Below are 16,887 nucleotides of genomic sequence, written 5' to 3'. Positions count from 1 at the left end.
ATATGAAAAAAGAAAATATTCCTAACATACTGACGCTTGGTAGAATTTTATTTATTCCGATTTTTGTTCTCCTTCTATCATTTGGACAATCTCCTGTGTTACATAAAATAGCAGCAGTTATTTTTGCTATTGCAAGTATCACTGACTATCTAGATGGTTATTTAGCTAGAAAATGGCAAGTGGTTAGTAATTTCGGAAAGTTTGCAGATCCAATGGCTGATAAATTATTGGTCATGTCAGCCTTTATCATGTTGGTCGGTCTAAAGATGGCACCAGCTTGGGTGGTAGCAATAATTATTTGTCGTGAACTTGCTGTCACCGGTTTACGCTTGCTCTTAGTTGAAACAGGAGGTACTGTTCTAGCTGCTGCTATGCCTGGAAAAATCAAGACATTTAGTCAGATGTTTGCGATTATATTCTTGCTACTTCACTGGAATGTGCTTGGTCAGATAACTCTTTATATTGCCTTGTTCTTCACAGTTTATTCTGGTTATGATTATTTCAAGGGAAGCGCATATTTGTTTAAAGGAACCTTTCGTTAGATATGGAATCGATTATTGAGATAAAAGACCTGTCTTTTCGATATCAGACAGATCAAGAACATTATGATGTTCATAACATTTCGTTTCACGTGAAACGTGGAGCATGGTTGTCTATCGTTGGTCATAATGGTAGTGGAAAATCAACGACAGTTCGCTTGATTGATGGTTTGCTCGAGGCTGAATCTGGAGAAATTTGGATAGACGGTGATTGCCTAACTCCAGAAAATGTCTGGGAAAAAAGACGTAAGATTGGTATGGTCTTTCAAAATCCTGATAACCAATTCGTAGGAGCAACTGTTGAAGACGACGTTGCTTTTGGACTGGAAAATCAAGGAATCCCACTTGAAGAGATGAAGAAACGCGTTTCTGAGGCTTTATCATTGGTTGGGATGGCTGAATTTGCTAAAAAGGAACCATCTCGTTTATCAGGAGGTCAGAAACAGAGAGTAGCTATTGCAGGAGTTGTAGCTCTGCGACCAGATATTTTAATCTTGGATGAGGCTACAAGTATGTTGGACCCAGAAGGACGACTAGAGTTGATTAAGATAGTCCAGAAAATTCGCCAAGACCACCAGATAACAGTTATCTCCATTACGCATGATTTAGATGAGGTTGCTATGAGTGACCGTGTTTTAGTAATGAAAAAAGGGAAAGTCGAGTCAACAAGCACTCCTAGAGAATTATTTTCTAGAGCGGATCTAGATCAAATTGGCTTAGACCAACCCTTTGTCAACCAATTAAAACAATCACTGCGTGATAATGGCTTAAAATTACCAGAGCACTACCTGACCGAGGAGGAGCTCGAGGAGGCTTTATGGGAATTATTCTAGACAATGTTAGTTATACGTATCAGGAAGGAACACCCTTTGCCTCAGCTGCTTTGTCAGATGTCAGTTTGTCAATAGAGGATGGTTCTTATACTGCCATTATTGGGCATACAGGAAGCGGAAAGTCTACAATCCTTCAACTTTTGAATGGTTTGTTGGTTCCTACAGAGGGAAGTGTTCGTGTTTTTGATACATTGATTACACCAACATCAGTTAATAAGCAAATTCGTCAAATTCGCAAACAAGTTGGCCTGGTATTTCAGTTTGCAGAGAATCAAATCTTTGAGGAAACTGTCCTAAAAGATGTGGCTTTTGGCCCTCAAAATTTTGGAGTTTCTGTAGAAGAGGCAGAAGCTATTGCGCGTGAAAAACTAGCTTTAGTAGGAATCGATGAATCACTCTTTGAACGAAGTCCATTTGAACTTTCAGGCGGCCAGATGAGAAGGGTTGCTATTGCTGGAATTTTGGCGATGGAGCCTAGCATTTTGGTCTTAGACGAACCAACAGCTGGTTTGGATCCAATTGGTCGAAAAGAGTTGATGGCCTTGTTTAAAAAGCTTCATCAAGATGGCATAACAATTGTTTTAGTAACCCACCTTATGGATGATGTGGCCGAATTTGCTGACCAAGTTTATGTGATGGAAAAAGGGAAACTAGTTAAGGGTGGGAAGCCAAGTCTTGTCTTTCAAAATGTCGAATTTATGGAAAAAATCCAATTGGGTGTTCCTAAAATCACACGATTTGCTCAAAGGCTAGTTGACAGAGGAATTTCTTTCGAACAATTGCCGATAACGATAGAGGAGTTTAAGGAGTTTATCAATGGATAATATGATTTTAGGTCGATACATACCAGGAAATTCGATTATTCATCGTCTAGATCCTCGTAGTAAGTTAGTAGCAATGATTTTATTGATCATCATTGCTTTTTGGGCCAATAATCCAATTACAAATCTCATACTCTTCATTGCAACAGGCATATTTGTCGTTTTATCAGAAGTTCCCTTATCTTTTTTTATAAAAGGTTTGCGATCTATGTTTTTTCTGATTGCTTTTACAACCCTTTTTCAACTGTTCTTTATCTCTGGTGGTCAAGTCTTGTTCTATATGGGATTTATAAAAATCACAAGCTATGGTGTTGAGCAGGCAGGAATTATTTTTTGTCGTTTTGTGTTGATTATTTTTTTCTCAACCTTGCTAACCTTGACAACTATGCCACTCAGCTTAGCAACTGCGGTTGAATCCTTGCTTGGACCTTTAAAAAGATTTAAGGTTCCAGTTCATGAGATTGGACTCATGTTGTCAATGAGTTTACGTTTTGTGCCAACCTTGATGGATGATACGATTCGCATTATGAATGCTCAAAAGGCGCGTGGTGTAGATTTTGGAGAAGGAAATGTAATTCAAAAGGTTAAGGCTATGATTCCTATTTTGATTCCTTTGTTCGCTACCAGTTTGAAACGAGCAGACTCTCTTGCTACAGCTATGGAAGCTAGGGGGTATCAAGGTGGGAATGGACGCAGTCAGTATCGACAGTTAAATTGGATGAACAGAGACAGTATAGCGCTATTATTTGTTTGTGTATTGGGTGCAATTCTATTTTTGCTAAAATCTTAGAATGTAATATAAGGTAGAGGTATGAACCGTTTTAAAAAATCAAAATATATCATTGTTCTATTTGTCGTTGTATTAGTAGTATCCGTTTTTTTAGTAACAACACAATCAAGTGCAGTTGTAACAAAAGCTGGAGATGGCATTTCATTAGTCGATAGAATAGTGCAAAAGCCTTTTCAATGGCTTTCTTCCGTAAAATCTGATTTAGGTCGTTTGACCAGAACCTATAACGAGAATGAAACTCTCAAAAAAGAACTCTATCAGATGAAGAAGGAAACGAATGAAGCAGACAGCCTGAAGGAAGAAAATGAGCAACTACGTCAGTTATTGGATATGAAATCAAAATTGAATACAACCAAGTTGATTGCCTCTGACGTTATCATGAGAACTCCTGCAACCTGGAAACAAGAGTTGACAATTGATGCAGGTTCTCAAAAAGGCGTGACAAGCAATATGCTTGTTATAGCTGGTGGGGGACTGATTGGAAGCGTGGGAAAGATTGAAGATAACTCTACTGTGGTCAACTTATTGACCAACGCGGAAAATACGGAGAAAATCTCCGTTAAAATTCAGCACGGTTCTACTAGTATATATGGTATTATTATTGGGTACGACAAAGAAAAAGACTTGCTTAAAATAAGCCAGTTAAATAGTAGTAGTGATATCAGTCAAGGAGATAAGGTAGTAACTGGTGGTCTTGGTAATTTTAATGCTACTGACATTCCAGTAGGGGAGGTCGAATCTGTGACGCATAGCAATGACTATCTGACAAGAGAGGTGTTAGTCAAACTTCAGTCTGATTCAATGAATACCAAAGTTGTAGAGTTAGTGGGGAACCCATCATGAGACTGTTGAAGCAGATAGGGATGTTTTTACTCTTGCCTATAGTTGTCTTAATAGACAGTCATTTAGGGCAATTTGTAAATAGTTTTTTTCCACATTTTCAAATTGTGAGTCACTTTATCTTCATCTTCTTGTTGTTTGAAACTATTGAAGTATCGGAGTATCTATTTTTAGTTTATTGCTTATTTATTGGTCTTATATACGATATTTATTTTTTCCATTTAGTAGGGATTGCTAGTCTTCTTTTTGTGATTATTGGTGCAATCATTTATAAAAATAATGCGATCATTTTATCAAATAGATGGACTAGACTATTAGCTATTTTAATGATGACTTTCTCTTTTGAATTTGGTAGTTTTCTTCTAGCGCAAATGATTGGATTAACTGCTGAAAGTATAACAGTCTTTATCGTTTATGGTCTAGTTCCGTCAATGATATTAAACTGTCTATGGATGTTAGTTTTCCAGTTTATTTTTGAAAAAATATATCTATAAGAAAGAAACAAAACTGTAATAAAGGCGTAATATTTATTAGGCCTTTTTTTGATATACTAGTATTGTCTTAAAAGAAGGAGTATTCACACTTATGAAGAAAAAAATCCTAGCATCACTTTTGTTAAGTACAGTATTAGTCTCACAAGGAGCTGTTCTTTCAAGTGTTAAAGCAAATACAACAGATGAAAAAATTGCTGCTCAAGATAGTAAAATTAGTAACTTGACAGCTCAACAGAAAGAAGCTCAAAAACAAGTAGACGAAATTCAAACTAAAGTTTCAGCTATTCAATCAGAGCAAGAAAAATTGCAATCTGAAAACGAAAAACTTCAAGAAGAATCTAAAAAACTTGAAGGTGAAATCGCAGAGCTTTCGAAAAATATTGTAGCTCGTAATGCATCGCTTGAAAACCAAGCTCGTAGTGCACAAACGAACGGAACTGCTACAAGCTACATCAATACGATTATTAACTCTGACTCAATCACAGAAGCTATTTCTCGTGTAGCAGCTATGAGTGAAATCGTATCAGCAAACAATAAAATGTTGCAGCAACAAAAAGAAGATAAGAAAGCTATCTCTGAAAAACAAGTTGCAAACAACGAAGCAATCAATACAGTCATTGCGAACCAACAAACACTTGCTGACGACGCTCAGGTTTTGACAACAAAACAAGCAGAATTGAAAGTAGCAGAATTGAACCTTGCGGCTGAGAAAGCTACTGCAGAAGGTGAAAAAGCGAGCTTGTTGGAGCAAAAAGCAGCAGCAGAAGCAGAAGCAAAAGCGGCAGCAGAAGCAGAAGCAGCATATCGAGCTCAACAAACTAGCCAACGTCAATCAGTTGCAGCATCAGCAAATACAACATTTGCTGCACAAGTGCAAGCAACTTCAAGTTCTTCATCATCAGATGATGATTCAAGCTACACTCCTGTTGCTACCCGTACAACATCACGTCCAACATATAGTACAAATGCTTCAAGTTATCCAACAGGTGAATGTACTTGGGGAGCTAAAACGTTAGCACCTTGGGCTGGAGATTACTGGGGTAACGGAGCGCAGTGGGCTACAAGTGCTGCAGCAGCAGGATTCCGTACTGGTTCTCAACCACAAGTTGGTGCGATTGCATGTTGGAATGATGGAGGATATGGACACGTAGCGGTTGTTACAGCTGTTTCATCATCATCAAGTATTCAGGTATCTGAATCTAACTACGGTGGAGATCGTACAATCAGTAACAAACGTGGTTGGTTTAACCCAACAACAACTTCTGAAGGTTACGTTACTTACATCTATCCAAACTAATGAAAAAATTGAGACTCTTTCCGAGTCTCTTTTCTTGTCTTTAAGTTGAGAAGTTCTGCTAAAAAACTATCAAAATAGCTTGATAATATTGAGAAATTGTGATAAAATGAAACTTGTCGTGTGAACGATAATACTCATTCTTGATGAATTGTGAAACTGTTGTCTTCGGGTTGTTTTGCAAGCTGAAATCAAGAAGAGGAAAAAAACAAAAAGGAGAAATACTCATGGCAGTAATTTCAATGAAACAACTTCTTGAGGCTGGTGTACACTTTGGTCACCAAACTCGTCGCTGGAACCCTAAGATGGCTAAGTACATCTTCACTGAGCGTAACGGAATCCACGTTATCGACTTGCAACAAACTGTAAAATACGCTGACCAAGCATACGACTTCATGCGTGATGCTGCAGCTAACGATGCAGTTGTATTGTTTGTTGGTACTAAGAAACAAGCAGCTGACGCAGTTGCTGAAGAAGCAGTACGTTCAGGTCAATACTTCATCAACCACCGTTGGTTGGGTGGAACTCTTACAAACTGGGGAACAATCCAAAAACGTATCGCTCGTTTGAAAGAAATCAAACGTATGGAAGAAGATGGAACTTTTGAAGTTCTTCCTAAGAAAGAAGTTGCACTTCTTAACAAACAACGTGCACGTCTTGAAAAATTCTTGGGTGGTATCGAAGATATGCCTCGTATCCCAGATGTAATGTACGTAGTTGACCCACATAAAGAGCAAATTGCTGTTAAAGAAGCTAAAAAATTGGGAATCCCAGTTGTAGCGATGGTTGACACAAACACTGATCCAGACGATATCGATGTAATCATCCCAGCTAACGATGACGCTATCCGCGCAGTTAAGTTGATCACAGCTAAATTGGCAGACGCTATCATCGAAGGTCGCCAAGGTGAAGATGCTGTTGCAGCAGTTGAAGCAGAATTTGCAGCTTCAGAAGCTCAAGCAGACTCAATCGAAGAAATTGTTGAAGTTGTAGAAGGCGACAACGCTTAATTCATAATAAATAGTAATTACCTAGGAGGGCGGGGCTTAGCCCGGCTCTCCTATTTTTAAAAAATATAGGAGAATCAAAATGGCAGAAATTACAGCTAAACTTGTTAAAGAGTTGCGTGAAAAATCTGGTGCTGGTGTTATGGACGCTAAAAAAGCATTGGTTGAAGTGGAAGGCGATATCGAAAAAGCGATTGAATTGCTTCGCGAAAAAGGTATGGCAAAAGCAGCTAAGAAAGCTGACCGTGTTGCTGCAGAAGGTTTGACTGGTGTTTATGTTGACGGTAACGTTGCAGCAGTTGTTGAAGTAAATGCTGAAACTGACTTCGTTGCGAAAAACGCTCAATTTGTTGAGCTGGTAAACGCAACAGCTAAAGCAATCGCTGAAGGAAAACCAGCTAATAACGAAGAAGCTCTTGCTTTGACAATGCCTTCAGGTGAAACTCTTGAAGCAGCTTATGTGTCTGCAACAGCGACTATCGGAGAAAAAATCTCATTCCGTCGCTTTGCTTTGATTGAAAAAACAGATGCACAACACTTCGGAGCATACCAACACAACGGTGGACGTATCGGTGTTATCTCTGTAATCGAAGGTGGAGACGAAGCACTTGCTAAACAAATTTCAATGCACATCGCTGCTATGAAACCAACAGTTCTTTCATACAAAGAATTGGATGAGCAATTTGTTAAAGATGAGTTGGCACAATTGAACCACGTTATCGACCAAGATAATGAAAGCCGTGCTATGGTTGGTAAACCAGCTCTTCCACACTTGGCATACGGATCTAAAGCTCAATTGACTGATGAAGTAATCGCTCAAGCTGAAGAAGCTATCAAAGCTGAATTGGCTGCAGAAGGTAAACCAGAAAAAATCTGGGACAAAATTATCCCAGGTAAAATGGATCGCTTCATGCTTGACAACACTAAAGTTGACCAAGCTTACACACTTCTTGCACAAGTTTACATTATGGATGACAGCAAGACAGTTGAAGCTTACCTTGAATCAGTTAACGCTTCAGTAGTTGAGTTCGCTCGCTTTGAAGTTGGTGAAGGTATCGAAAAAGCTGCAAACGACTTTGAAGCAGAAGTTGCAGCTACAATGGCAGCAGCCTTGAATAACTAATAAAAAAGTAAGGAAGCAAATCAGCTTCCTTTTCTTTTGTTGGAGGGGAACTCAGTGGAATCCCTTTGAAGGTAAACAAAAAGCCCTTTAACAAGGACTTTGTATATTTAGGAGACTAGATTTCAAAATCATAAAGTGCAGTTGATAGGTAACGCTCACCGTTATCTGGTGCGAGAGCAAGGACTTTTTTTCCTGCTCCAAGTTTTTTAGCAACTTCAATTGCTGCATAGATAGCTGCTGCAGAAGAAATACCGACCAAGAAGCCTTCTTTTCCGCCAATCTCACGACCAAGTGCGAGAGCATTGTCTGAGGTTACGCGAACGATACCATCATAAGCTTCTGTATCAAGTGTATCTGGAATGAATCCAGCAGAGATACCTTGAATTTTGTGAGGACCTGGTTTTTCACCTGACAAGATAGCTGACTCGTCTGCCTCAACTGCAAAAACTTGAATGTTTGAGTTAGCAGTTTTAAGAGCATGAGAAACACCTGAAATAGTTCCTCCAGTACCAACACCAGCAACAAAGGCATCTAAACCATCAGCTCCGAAATCAGCTAGAATTTCAGCTCCTGTTGTTCTTTCGTGAACTTCTGGGTTAGCTTGGTTAATAAACTGTAATGGTAGGAAACCATCACGCTCAGCAGCAATTTCCTGCGCTTTTGCAATCGCACCTTTCATTCCTTCGCTACCAGGGGTGAGGACTAGTTCAGCTCCATAAGCTTGGATAATTTTACGGCGTTCAACACTCATTGTTTCAGGCATAACGATGACAACTTTATAACCTTTAGCAGCACCAACCCATGAAAGTCCGATACCAGTATTTCCACTTGTTGCTTCTACAATAGTAGAGCCTGGTTTCAGTTTACCCTCTTGTTCTGCTTTTTCAATCATACTAAGAGCGATGCGGTCTTTAACAGATGATCCTGGGTTAAAAGCTTCAAGTTTTACATAAACATCTGCTGCACCTTCGGGTACAATGTTGTTTAATTTAACAATCGGTGTTCTACCGATGAGTTCTGTGATGTTGTTATAAATAGCCATATAAGCACCTCTTTATATAAGATGCTTCTAGTATAACGCTATCTTAAACTTTTGTAAAATATAGAAATCCTATCGAAGCGATAGGATTTTTTTATATCAGTGATTCAAACCATTCATATTCAAACGATTATGATAAGCTAAGTCAAATAGATAAGTGTAAAGAGGTACGATATCTGTTTTCTTTGGAAATTCAAATTTGTGAGAATTAAAATGCTCATTATGAGCTTTTAAAAAGGCATTTTCTAAATAAGTAATCGTAATCTCGCTATCATCAATCCCAAGTCCAGCAGTTTCCATCTCAACATTAACGATGTTCATGAGGAAAATTGATTTGATAGACATCTTCCGTCCGGTTGCCCCTTGTTTATCTGTAAATATGATTCGGATATTTGTAAAGATAATTGAGTCACGAATGAGTTTATATCCGCTTTGAATTTCTTCATTTTCTAATAAATATTGTCCAAACTCCTTGGTAAGAGCTTTTTTACTTTGCTCACTGAAGTTTCCAGCGAGCCCCTGAATTAATCTTCCAAAAGCCATATGATATTTCCTTTCTTTACGATAGGTTTACAGGTACTTCAACTTCACGTAAACCTTTGTCAGTTAGAGTAACTTTTCCATTGAAAAATTCAATGAGATCAGCCTTGATATCGTCTTTCCTTTCTTTGTCAACGAAAATCATTGTGTCAACTTGGTCTGTAAAGTTTGTCTCTAATTCTATAAGATTATTCTCTTTAAGAAAATTACCGTATTCTTGATATTGGGCATAAGACATTTGAATGGAGATGCCAGCCTGCTCTTTGATTTCAATAATGCCAATTTCCTTAACTGCTAGAGCAACGCTACCAGCATAAGCGCGAATCAAACCACCAGCTCCTAGTTTGATACCACCAAAATAACGAGTAACTACCACACAGACATTAGTAAGGTTGTGATTCTCCAGAACTCCTAGCATAGGAACGCCAGCAGTCCCACTAGGTTCTCCATCATCACTAGTTCGCTTGATTTCACTACGCTCACCGACAATAAAAGCAGAGCAGTTGTGGGTAGCTTTATAGTGTTCTTTTTTGATAGCTGTGATAAAGTCACGAGCTTCTTCCTCACTATAGACACGTTTGGCATGACAGATAAAGCGTGATTTTTTGATTTCTTCTTGGACTTGTCCGTCCTCTTTTATAGTTCTGTATTCCATATTTTTATTGTACTAAAAAATAGCGTAAAGTTCTACATTTTACGAATAAAGAAATATGAAAGTAAATCCAAATTATCTCGGTCGCCTTTTTACCGAGCAAGAATTAAGTCATGAGGAGAGACAACAAGCAAAACAAATTCCATCCATGAAAAAAGAAAAGGGTCAACAATATTGTCAGCGTTGTGGTAGTCAGATAGAAGAAGAATGGCATTTGCCTATTGGTGCTTTTTATTGTCGAGAATGCTTGATTATGAAGCGAATAAGAAGTGATCAAAATCTCTATTACTTTCCGCAAGAATGTTTTCCCAAACAAGATGTACTCAAATGGTCAGGTCAACTGACTCCATTTCAAGAGCGGGTATCACAAGGACTCCTTCAGGCGGTAGCTAAGAAGGAGGCTACCTTGGTACATGCAGTGACAGGAGCTGGTAAGACTGAGATGATCTACCAAGTTGTTGCCAAGGTGATTGATCAAGGTGGAGCTGTTTGTTTGGCCAGTCCACGAATTGATGTTTGCTTAGAGCTACATAAACGACTACAAAATGATTTTGCATGTGAGATTGCGCTACTACATGGGGATTCGGATCCCTATTTTCGTACTCCTTTGGTTATAGCAACCACTCACCAGCTATTAAAATTTTATCAAGCTTTTGATTTATTGATTGTGGATGAAGTAGACGCCTTCCCTTATGTTGATAATCCTGTACTTTACCATGCTGTCAATAATTGTGTAAAGGAGACCGGATTGAGAATATTTTTAACAGCAACGTCAACTGATGAGTTAGATAGAAAAGTTAAACAAGGGGAGTTAAAGCGTCTTAGCTTACCCCGTCGTTTTCATGGAAATCCTCTCATTGTTCCCAAGCCAATCTGGTTATCGCATTTTAATAGATATTTAGAAAAAAATGGCTTACCTCCAAAATTAAAACTTTACATTGAGAAACAGAGAAAGACGGCCTATCCCTTACTAATCTTTGCCTCTGAGATTAAAAAGGGAGAAAAGTTAAAAGAAATTTTGCAGGAGAAGTTTCCGAATGAGAAAATAGGCTTTGTATCCTCAATTACGGAAGACCGATTAGAGCAGGTACAGGCCTTTCGAGATGGAGAGTTGACGATATTAATAAGCACAACTATATTAGAGCGTGGAGTTACCTTCCCTCGTGTAGATGTTTTTGTGGTGGAAGCCAATCATCAACTCTTTACCAAGTCAAGTTTAGTACAAATTGGTGGGCGAGTTGGAAGAAGCATGGATCGTCCTACTGGAGAACTGATATTTTTCCATGACGGCCTCAATCAGTCCATTAAGAGAGCCATAAAGGAGATTAAACAAATGAATCAGGAGGCAGGAGTATGAAGTGTTTATTGTGTGGTAAAAGTTTGCAAACAGAGATAACTTTTACTAACCTGCTCTGTTTTAAAAAGGAGGAGGAAATAGTCTGTGAATCCTGTATTTCGTCTTTTGAGAATATCGGTGACAACCATTGCCCTAGGTGTTTCAAAAAAGATATGTCAACAAACTGTCAAGATTGTCAATTTTGGTGTAAACAAGGTGTAAATGTTGATCATGTGGCTCTTTATTCCTATAATCAGGCCATGAAAGAATATTTTAGTCGCTATAAATTTGATGGTGATTATCTTCTTAGAAAGGTATTTTCTGAGATATTGCAAAAAGAGTTAAAGAAGTATAAGGACTATCAGATTGTGATTGTTCCTCTGAGTGACGAGCGTTTAAAAAGCAGGGGCTTTAATCAAGTTGAGGGTTTGATAAAGGATACTGGGTTAGCATATCTGGATATTTTGGTTAAAAAAGAAGTGGAGGCTAGTTCTTCAAAAAATCGAGCTGATCGTTTACTTACAGAGTTTCCATTTTTTCTGAAAGATGGCGTGAAGACCCCAGAAAATATCTTACTCTTTGATGATATTTATACAACTGGAACTACCTTGAATCGTCTTAAAAGTATGCTATTAGAGGCTGGTTGTCAGAATATTAAAACTTTTTCCCTCGCAAGATGAGGAAAAAGTTTGCAAAAAAAATATGAAAGCGTTATAATATAGTTAGAAAAACAAATATGTTTAGAAAGAAGGTACTTATATGATTAAATATAGTATCCGTGGTGAAAACCTAGAAGTAACAGAAGCAATTCGTGATTATGTAGTTTCTAAACTCGAAAAGATCGAAAAATACTTCCAAGCAGACCAAGAATTGGATGCGCGTGTTAACTTGAAAGTTTACCGTGAAAAGACTGCTAAAGTAGAAGTAACCATTCCGCTTGGATCTATTACTCTTCGTGCAGAAGATATTTCTCAAGATATGTACGGCTCTATTGATTTGGTGACAGATAAGATTGAGCGTCAGATTCGTAAAAACAAAACTAAAATTGAACGTAAGAACAGAAATAAAGTATCTACAAGTCAACTCTTTACAGATGTTTTAGTTGAGGACTTAGATGTAGCACAACCAAAAGTTGTTCGTTCAAAACAAATTGATTTGAAACCAATGGATTTGGAAGAAGCTATCTTACAGATGGATTTATTGGGACATGACTTCTTTATCTATGTAGATGTTGAAGATGAAACAACAAATGTTATCTATCGTCGTGAAGATGGAGATATCGGTCTTCTAGAAGTTAAATAATCTTAATAATTAGTTTGTAAAAGTGGTTTACACTAGTGTAAACCACTTTTTAGTTTAGATATTTTACGATTATCTGAATATAGGGTTCCCTCTTTAAAAGTCGCTTTTTGGCTACATTTGTGGTATAATAATGCGCAAGAGGTTTGTAATGAAAAAAAATGAAATAAATCCCTTTTTTATGTATCTGATTGCTATGGTAACCTTTACGATTATGACCATTTTGATTGTGTTAGTAAAGGATAATCTTATCACTATAGCAAGTCTATTTTTATTTATTGTATTTTATGTTTTGCTATTTAATTTCCAGAAAAAATATTACAAAAAAACAGATATCGAGCAAATCCAGTATGTCAATCATCAGGCTACGGATAGTTTGAGTGCTCTGTTGGAGCAAATGCCTGTTGGGGTTGTTAAATTAAATATGAACAGCAGTGAGATTGAATGGTTCAATCCCTATGCGGAGTTAATTTTGACAACCGAGGATGGAGAAATTGATTTTCCTCAATTTCAAAAGATTTTAAAGAGTTCGATTTCTTCCCCAGGGGCTTATGCCATTGTTGGGGAGAAACGTTATGCAGTGCATTTGGATAGAAATTCGGGTGTCTTATACTTTTTTGATGTTTCTGGTGAGTATGAGGCGACTGCTGAATTGGTAACAAGTCGTCCTGTAATTGGAATTATCTCAGTTGATAACTATGATGATTTGGAAAATGAAACGTCTGAATCAGACATTAGTCATATTAATAGCTTTGTTGCAAATTTTGTTTCAGAATTTGCTGGGAAACATGCCATGTTTTCTCGTAGAGTGAGTATGGATCGGTTTTATCTATTTACTGACTACACTGTACTTGATCACTTGATGCAGGATAAGTTTTCTGTAATTGATACCTTTCGTGAGGAAGCTAAGCAACGGAATTTACCACTAACGATGAGTATAGGAGTTTCCTATGGTGATGGGAATCACGACCAGATTGGGAAGGTTGCTCTCCTCAATCTCAACTTAGCCGAAGTTCGTGGTGGTGACCAAGTAGTTGTAAAAGAGAATGATGAAACCAAAAATCCAATCTACTTTGGAGGCGGTTCAGCGGCATCTGTTAAGCGAACTCGGACACGAACTCGTGCTATGATGACAGCTATCTCAGATAAACTTAAAAGTGTCGATCGAGTTTTTGTTGTTGGTCACAAGAATCTTGACATGGATGCTCTTGGTTCAGCAGTTGGAATGCAGTTGTTTTCGAGTAATGTACTAGAAGATAGTTATGTGGTTTATGATCCTACACAGCTGTCTCCAGATATCGCTCGAGCGGTCAGTTATTTGGAAGATGAGGGTGTTTCAAAACTTCTTCCTTTAAATCAAGCGATGACAATGGTTACCAAACGCTCCTTACTGGTGATGGTTGACCATTCTAAGACAGCTTTAACCTTATCCAAAGAGTTTTATGACTTGTTTACCCAGACGATTGTCATTGACCATCATCGTCGTGACCAAGATTTTCCAGATAATTCGGTCATTACCTATATCGAGAGTGGAGCTAGTAGTGCTAGTGAACTAGTAACAGAATTGATTCAATTTCAAAACTCTAAGAAGAAACGTTTGAGTCGTATTCAGGCTAGTGTTCTTATGGGGGGGATGATGCTGGATACTAAAAATTTCACCTCTCGGGTAACTAGTCGAACTTTTGATGTTGCAAGTTATCTCAGAACGAGAGGGAGTGATAGCATTGTCATTCAGGAAATTTCAGCCACTGATTTTGAAGAATATCGATTGGTAAATGAATTAATTTTACAAGGGCAAATGGTACAGCCATCAATCCTGGTTGCTCAAGCTTTGGAGGATAAAGAGTACGATACGGTTGTTATTAGTAAGGCTGCTGATGCTATGCTTGCCATGTCTGGTATAGAGGCCAGCTTTGTACTTGCTAAGAATAGTCAAGGAGCAATCTCCATTTCTGCGCGAAGCAGAAGTAAGATCAATGTCCAACGAATTATGGAAGAGTTAGGTGGCGGTGGTCACTTTAACTTAGCTGCGGCACGTTTGACAGATATGAGCCTGCAAGAAGCAGGAGATAAACTGAAAACAGTTATTTTTAATGAAACAAAAGAAAAGGAGTCAGAAGAATGAAAGTAATCTTTTTAGCAGATGTTAAAGGTAAAGGGAAAAAAGGTGAAATTAAGGAAGTGCCAACTGGATATGCACAAAACTTTTTAATTAAGAAAAAACTTGCTAAGGAAGCGACAGCTCAAGCTATTGGTGAGTTGCGTGGTAAGCAAAAATCAGAAGAAAAAGCACATGCAGAGATGCTTGCAGAAGCGAAGGAAATTAAAGCAAAACTGGAAGCAGAAGAAACAATCGTTGAGTTTGTCGAAAAAGTTGGTCCAGACGGACGAACTTTTGGGTCAATTACTAACAAGAAGATTGCAGAAGAATTGCAAAAACAATTTGGTATTAAAATTGATAAACGCCACATTCAAGTTCAATCACCAATTCGAGCAGTTGGTTTGATTGATGTTCCGGTTAAGATTTATCAAGATGTAACAAGTGTAATCAATCTTCGTGTCAAGGAAGCTTAATTTACGATTGGTTGACAATATTGTAAAAGGAAGGAAAGTCTGATGGCAGAAGTTGAAGAACTGCGTGTTCAGCCTCAAGATATCCTGGCAGAACAATCTGTTTTAGGAGCCATTTTTATTGATGAGACTAAACTCGTTTTTGTCCGAGAATATATCGATTCACAGGACTTCTTTAAGTATGCTCACCGTTTGATTTTTCAAGCTATGGTTGATTTGTCTGATCGTGGAGATGCTATTGACGCAACCACAGTTCGGACGATACTAGATAGCCAGGGTGATTTACAAACTATCGGAGGCTTGTCTTATCTGGTTGAGATTGTCAATTCAGTGCCGACCTCTGCCAATGCGGAATACTATGCTAAAATTGTAGCAGAAAAGGCCATGCTTCGACGCCTAATCGCTAAGTTGACAGAGTCTGTAAACCTAGCCTATGAAGCTTCTCAACCTGCTGATGAAATTATCGCTCGTGCAGAAAAAGGTTTGATTGACGTCAGTGAGAATGCCAATCGAAATGGTTTTAAAAATATTCGCGATGTATTGAATATCAACTTTGGGAATTTAGAAGCTCGTTCGCAACAGACTTCAGATATCACGGGTATTGCGACGGGTTATCAAGATTTAGATCACATGACGACAGGTCTGCATGAGGAAGAATTGATTATTTTGGCAGCTCGTCCTGCGGTTGGTAAGACAGCTTTTGCTTTGAATATTGCACAAAATATCGGAACCAAATTAGACAAGACAGTTGCTATTTTCTCTCTGGAAATGGGTGCTGAGAGTTTGGTCGATCGTATGTTAGCTGCGGAAGGCTTGGTAGAGTCGCATTCTATCCGTACAGGTCAATTGACTGAGGAAGAATGGCGCAAGTATACGATTGCTCAGGGTAATCTGGCTAATGCAAGTATCTACATTGATGATACACCAGGGATTCGGATCACAGAAATTCGCTCTCGTTCCCGTAAACTGGCTCAGGAAACAGGTAATCTAGGCTTGATTTTGATTGACTATCTTCAGCTGATCACAGGGACTGGTCGAGAAAATCGTCAACAAGAAGTATCTGAGATTTCCCGTCAGTTGAAAATCCTAGCAAAAGAACTCAAAGTTCCAGTTATAGCTCTCAGTCAGCTTTCTCGTGGTGTAGAGCAACGTCAAGATAAGAGACCAGTTTTGTCTGATATTCGTGAATCTGGATCTATTGAGCAGGATGCTGATATTGTAGCCTTTCTTTATCGTGATGACTATTATGAGCGCGGTGGTGAAGAGGAGGAAGGCATTCCAAATAATAAAGTAGAAGTGATTATCGAGAAAAACCGTAGCGGTGCTCGCGGAACGGTAGAATTGATTTTCCAAAAAGAATATAATAAATTTTCAAGTATTTCGAAGATGGAGGAACCAAGATGACAGACGCATTTACAGATGTGGCTAAAATGAAAAAAATCAAAGAAGAAATTAAGGAGCATGAGGGACAAGTGGTGGAAATGACCTTAGAAAATGGTCGTAAACGCCAAAAGAATCGTTTGGGAAAACTAATTGAGGTTTATCCATCGCTCTTCATCGTTGAGTTTGGAAATGTTGAAGGAGACAAACAGGCTAATGTCTATGTTGAATCTTTCACCTATTCAGATATTTTGACAGAAAAGAACTTAATTCATTATTTGGATTAAGGATAATCATGAAAGTGAGAAATACTCTCACTTTTTTCTTTT

Annotated in this window: 19 protein-coding genes; 16 read left to right on the top strand and 3 right to left on the bottom strand. The window is 38.2% G+C overall.

The window, feature by feature from the left end; all coding sequences use genetic code 11:
• Positions 1–2 precede the first annotated feature (2 nt).
• The 9 genes from pgsA (at position 3) to tsf (ending at position 7,741) form a co-directional block, all read left to right on the top strand.
• Positions 3–542 (top strand): CDP-diacylglycerol--glycerol-3-phosphate 3-phosphatidyltransferase, encoded by a 540-nt coding sequence (pgsA, locus tag M1R56_RS06180; protein WP_075231082.1) that lies wholly within the window; start codon positions 3–5, stop codon positions 540–542.
• Between the two features lie 2 nt (positions 543–544).
• Positions 545–1,372 carry an energy-coupling factor ABC transporter ATP-binding protein gene (locus M1R56_RS06175; RefSeq protein WP_248035078.1) on the top strand — a complete coding sequence of 276 codons (828 nt, stop codon included), beginning with the start codon at positions 545–547 and terminating at the stop codon, positions 1,370–1,372.
• Entirely contained in the window at positions 1,357–2,196 is an 840-nt protein-coding gene (locus M1R56_RS06170) for an energy-coupling factor transporter ATPase (RefSeq protein ID WP_248035076.1), read from the top strand. The genes M1R56_RS06175 and M1R56_RS06170 overlap by 16 nt, the downstream gene beginning before the upstream one ends.
• A complete protein-coding gene (locus M1R56_RS06165; protein ID WP_248035074.1) occupies positions 2,189–2,983 on the top strand; it encodes an energy-coupling factor transporter transmembrane protein EcfT in 795 nt (264 codons plus the stop codon). The genes M1R56_RS06170 and M1R56_RS06165 overlap by 8 nt, the downstream gene beginning before the upstream one ends.
• Positions 2,984–3,004: 21 nt before the next feature.
• Entirely contained in the window at positions 3,005–3,826 is an 822-nt protein-coding gene (gene mreC / locus M1R56_RS06160) for a rod shape-determining protein MreC (protein ID WP_248035071.1), read from the top strand.
• On the top strand, positions 3,823–4,317 hold the full coding sequence (gene mreD / locus M1R56_RS06155) for a rod shape-determining protein MreD (protein ID WP_153224649.1): 495 nt from the start codon (positions 3,823–3,825) through the stop codon (positions 4,315–4,317). The genes mreC and mreD overlap by 4 nt, the downstream gene beginning before the upstream one ends.
• A gap of 91 nt (positions 4,318–4,408) precedes the next feature.
• Positions 4,409–5,614 carry a CHAP domain-containing protein gene (locus M1R56_RS06150; protein ID WP_248035068.1) on the top strand — a complete coding sequence of 402 codons (1,206 nt, stop codon included), beginning with the start codon at positions 4,409–4,411 and terminating at the stop codon, positions 5,612–5,614.
• Between the two features lie 224 nt (positions 5,615–5,838).
• Positions 5,839–6,621 carry a 30S ribosomal protein S2 gene (gene rpsB, locus M1R56_RS06145; RefSeq protein ID WP_000268462.1) on the top strand — a complete coding sequence of 261 codons (783 nt, stop codon included), beginning with the start codon at positions 5,839–5,841 and terminating at the stop codon, positions 6,619–6,621.
• 79 nt (positions 6,622–6,700) lie between these two features.
• The gene (tsf, locus tag M1R56_RS06140; protein ID WP_000808093.1) at positions 6,701–7,741 is read left to right on the top strand and encodes a translation elongation factor Ts; all 1,041 of its coding nucleotides are present in this window, start codon (positions 6,701–6,703) and stop codon (positions 7,739–7,741) included.
• Positions 7,742–7,856: 115 nt separating this feature from the next.
• Here tsf and cysK read toward each other — a convergent pair whose 3' ends face one another.
• From cysK to M1R56_RS06125, 3 genes are all read right to left on the bottom strand, one after another.
• Positions 7,857–8,783 (bottom strand): cysteine synthase A, encoded by a 927-nt coding sequence (cysK, locus tag M1R56_RS06135; protein ID WP_248035065.1) that lies wholly within the window; start codon positions 8,781–8,783, stop codon positions 7,857–7,859.
• A 96-nt stretch (positions 8,784–8,879) separates the two neighbouring features.
• Positions 8,880–9,323, bottom strand: coding sequence for a PH domain-containing protein (locus M1R56_RS06130; protein ID WP_248035064.1), 444 nt, complete (start codon positions 9,321–9,323; stop codon positions 8,880–8,882).
• A 16-nt stretch (positions 9,324–9,339) separates the two neighbouring features.
• Entirely contained in the window at positions 9,340–9,975 is a 636-nt protein-coding gene (locus M1R56_RS06125; RefSeq protein WP_153224653.1) for a YigZ family protein, read from the bottom strand.
• A 55-nt stretch (positions 9,976–10,030) separates the two neighbouring features.
• Between M1R56_RS06125 and M1R56_RS06120 the strand changes: the two genes are divergently transcribed.
• From M1R56_RS06120 to M1R56_RS06090, 7 genes are all read left to right on the top strand, one after another.
• Positions 10,031–11,329, top strand: coding sequence for a DEAD/DEAH box helicase (locus M1R56_RS06120; protein ID WP_248035062.1), 1,299 nt, complete (start codon positions 10,031–10,033; stop codon positions 11,327–11,329).
• Positions 11,326–11,988 carry a ComF family protein gene (locus M1R56_RS06115; protein WP_248035059.1) on the top strand — a complete coding sequence of 221 codons (663 nt, stop codon included), beginning with the start codon at positions 11,326–11,328 and terminating at the stop codon, positions 11,986–11,988. The genes M1R56_RS06120 and M1R56_RS06115 overlap by 4 nt, the downstream gene beginning before the upstream one ends.
• A gap of 79 nt (positions 11,989–12,067) precedes the next feature.
• Positions 12,068–12,610 (top strand): ribosome-associated translation inhibitor RaiA, encoded by a 543-nt coding sequence (gene raiA / locus M1R56_RS06110; RefSeq protein WP_049509978.1) that lies wholly within the window; start codon positions 12,068–12,070, stop codon positions 12,608–12,610.
• Positions 12,611–12,758: 148 nt separating this feature from the next.
• Positions 12,759–14,732, top strand: a complete 1,974-nt coding sequence (locus M1R56_RS06105) for a DHH family phosphoesterase (protein WP_248035058.1) — start codon at positions 12,759–12,761, stop codon at positions 14,730–14,732.
• Positions 14,729–15,181, top strand: coding sequence for a 50S ribosomal protein L9 (gene rplI, locus M1R56_RS06100; protein WP_248035056.1), 453 nt, complete (start codon positions 14,729–14,731; stop codon positions 15,179–15,181). Before M1R56_RS06105 ends, rplI begins: the two co-directional genes overlap by 4 nt.
• Positions 15,182–15,223: 42 nt before the next feature.
• The gene (dnaB, locus tag M1R56_RS06095; protein ID WP_248035053.1) at positions 15,224–16,582 is read left to right on the top strand and encodes a replicative DNA helicase; all 1,359 of its coding nucleotides are present in this window, start codon (positions 15,224–15,226) and stop codon (positions 16,580–16,582) included.
• Positions 16,579–16,845 (top strand): Veg family protein, encoded by a 267-nt coding sequence (locus tag M1R56_RS06090; RefSeq protein ID WP_248035051.1) that lies wholly within the window; start codon positions 16,579–16,581, stop codon positions 16,843–16,845. Before dnaB ends, M1R56_RS06090 begins: the two co-directional genes overlap by 4 nt.
• The last annotated feature ends 42 nt before the right edge of the window (positions 16,846–16,887 follow it).

Source organism: Streptococcus sp. oral taxon 431 (assembly GCF_023115445.1).
In the GTDB taxonomy this organism is placed as follows: domain Bacteria; phylum Bacillota; class Bacilli; order Lactobacillales; family Streptococcaceae; genus Streptococcus.
Note: the sequence above shows the minus strand (reverse complement) of the source record. Positions and strands in the feature narration are given on the sequence as shown.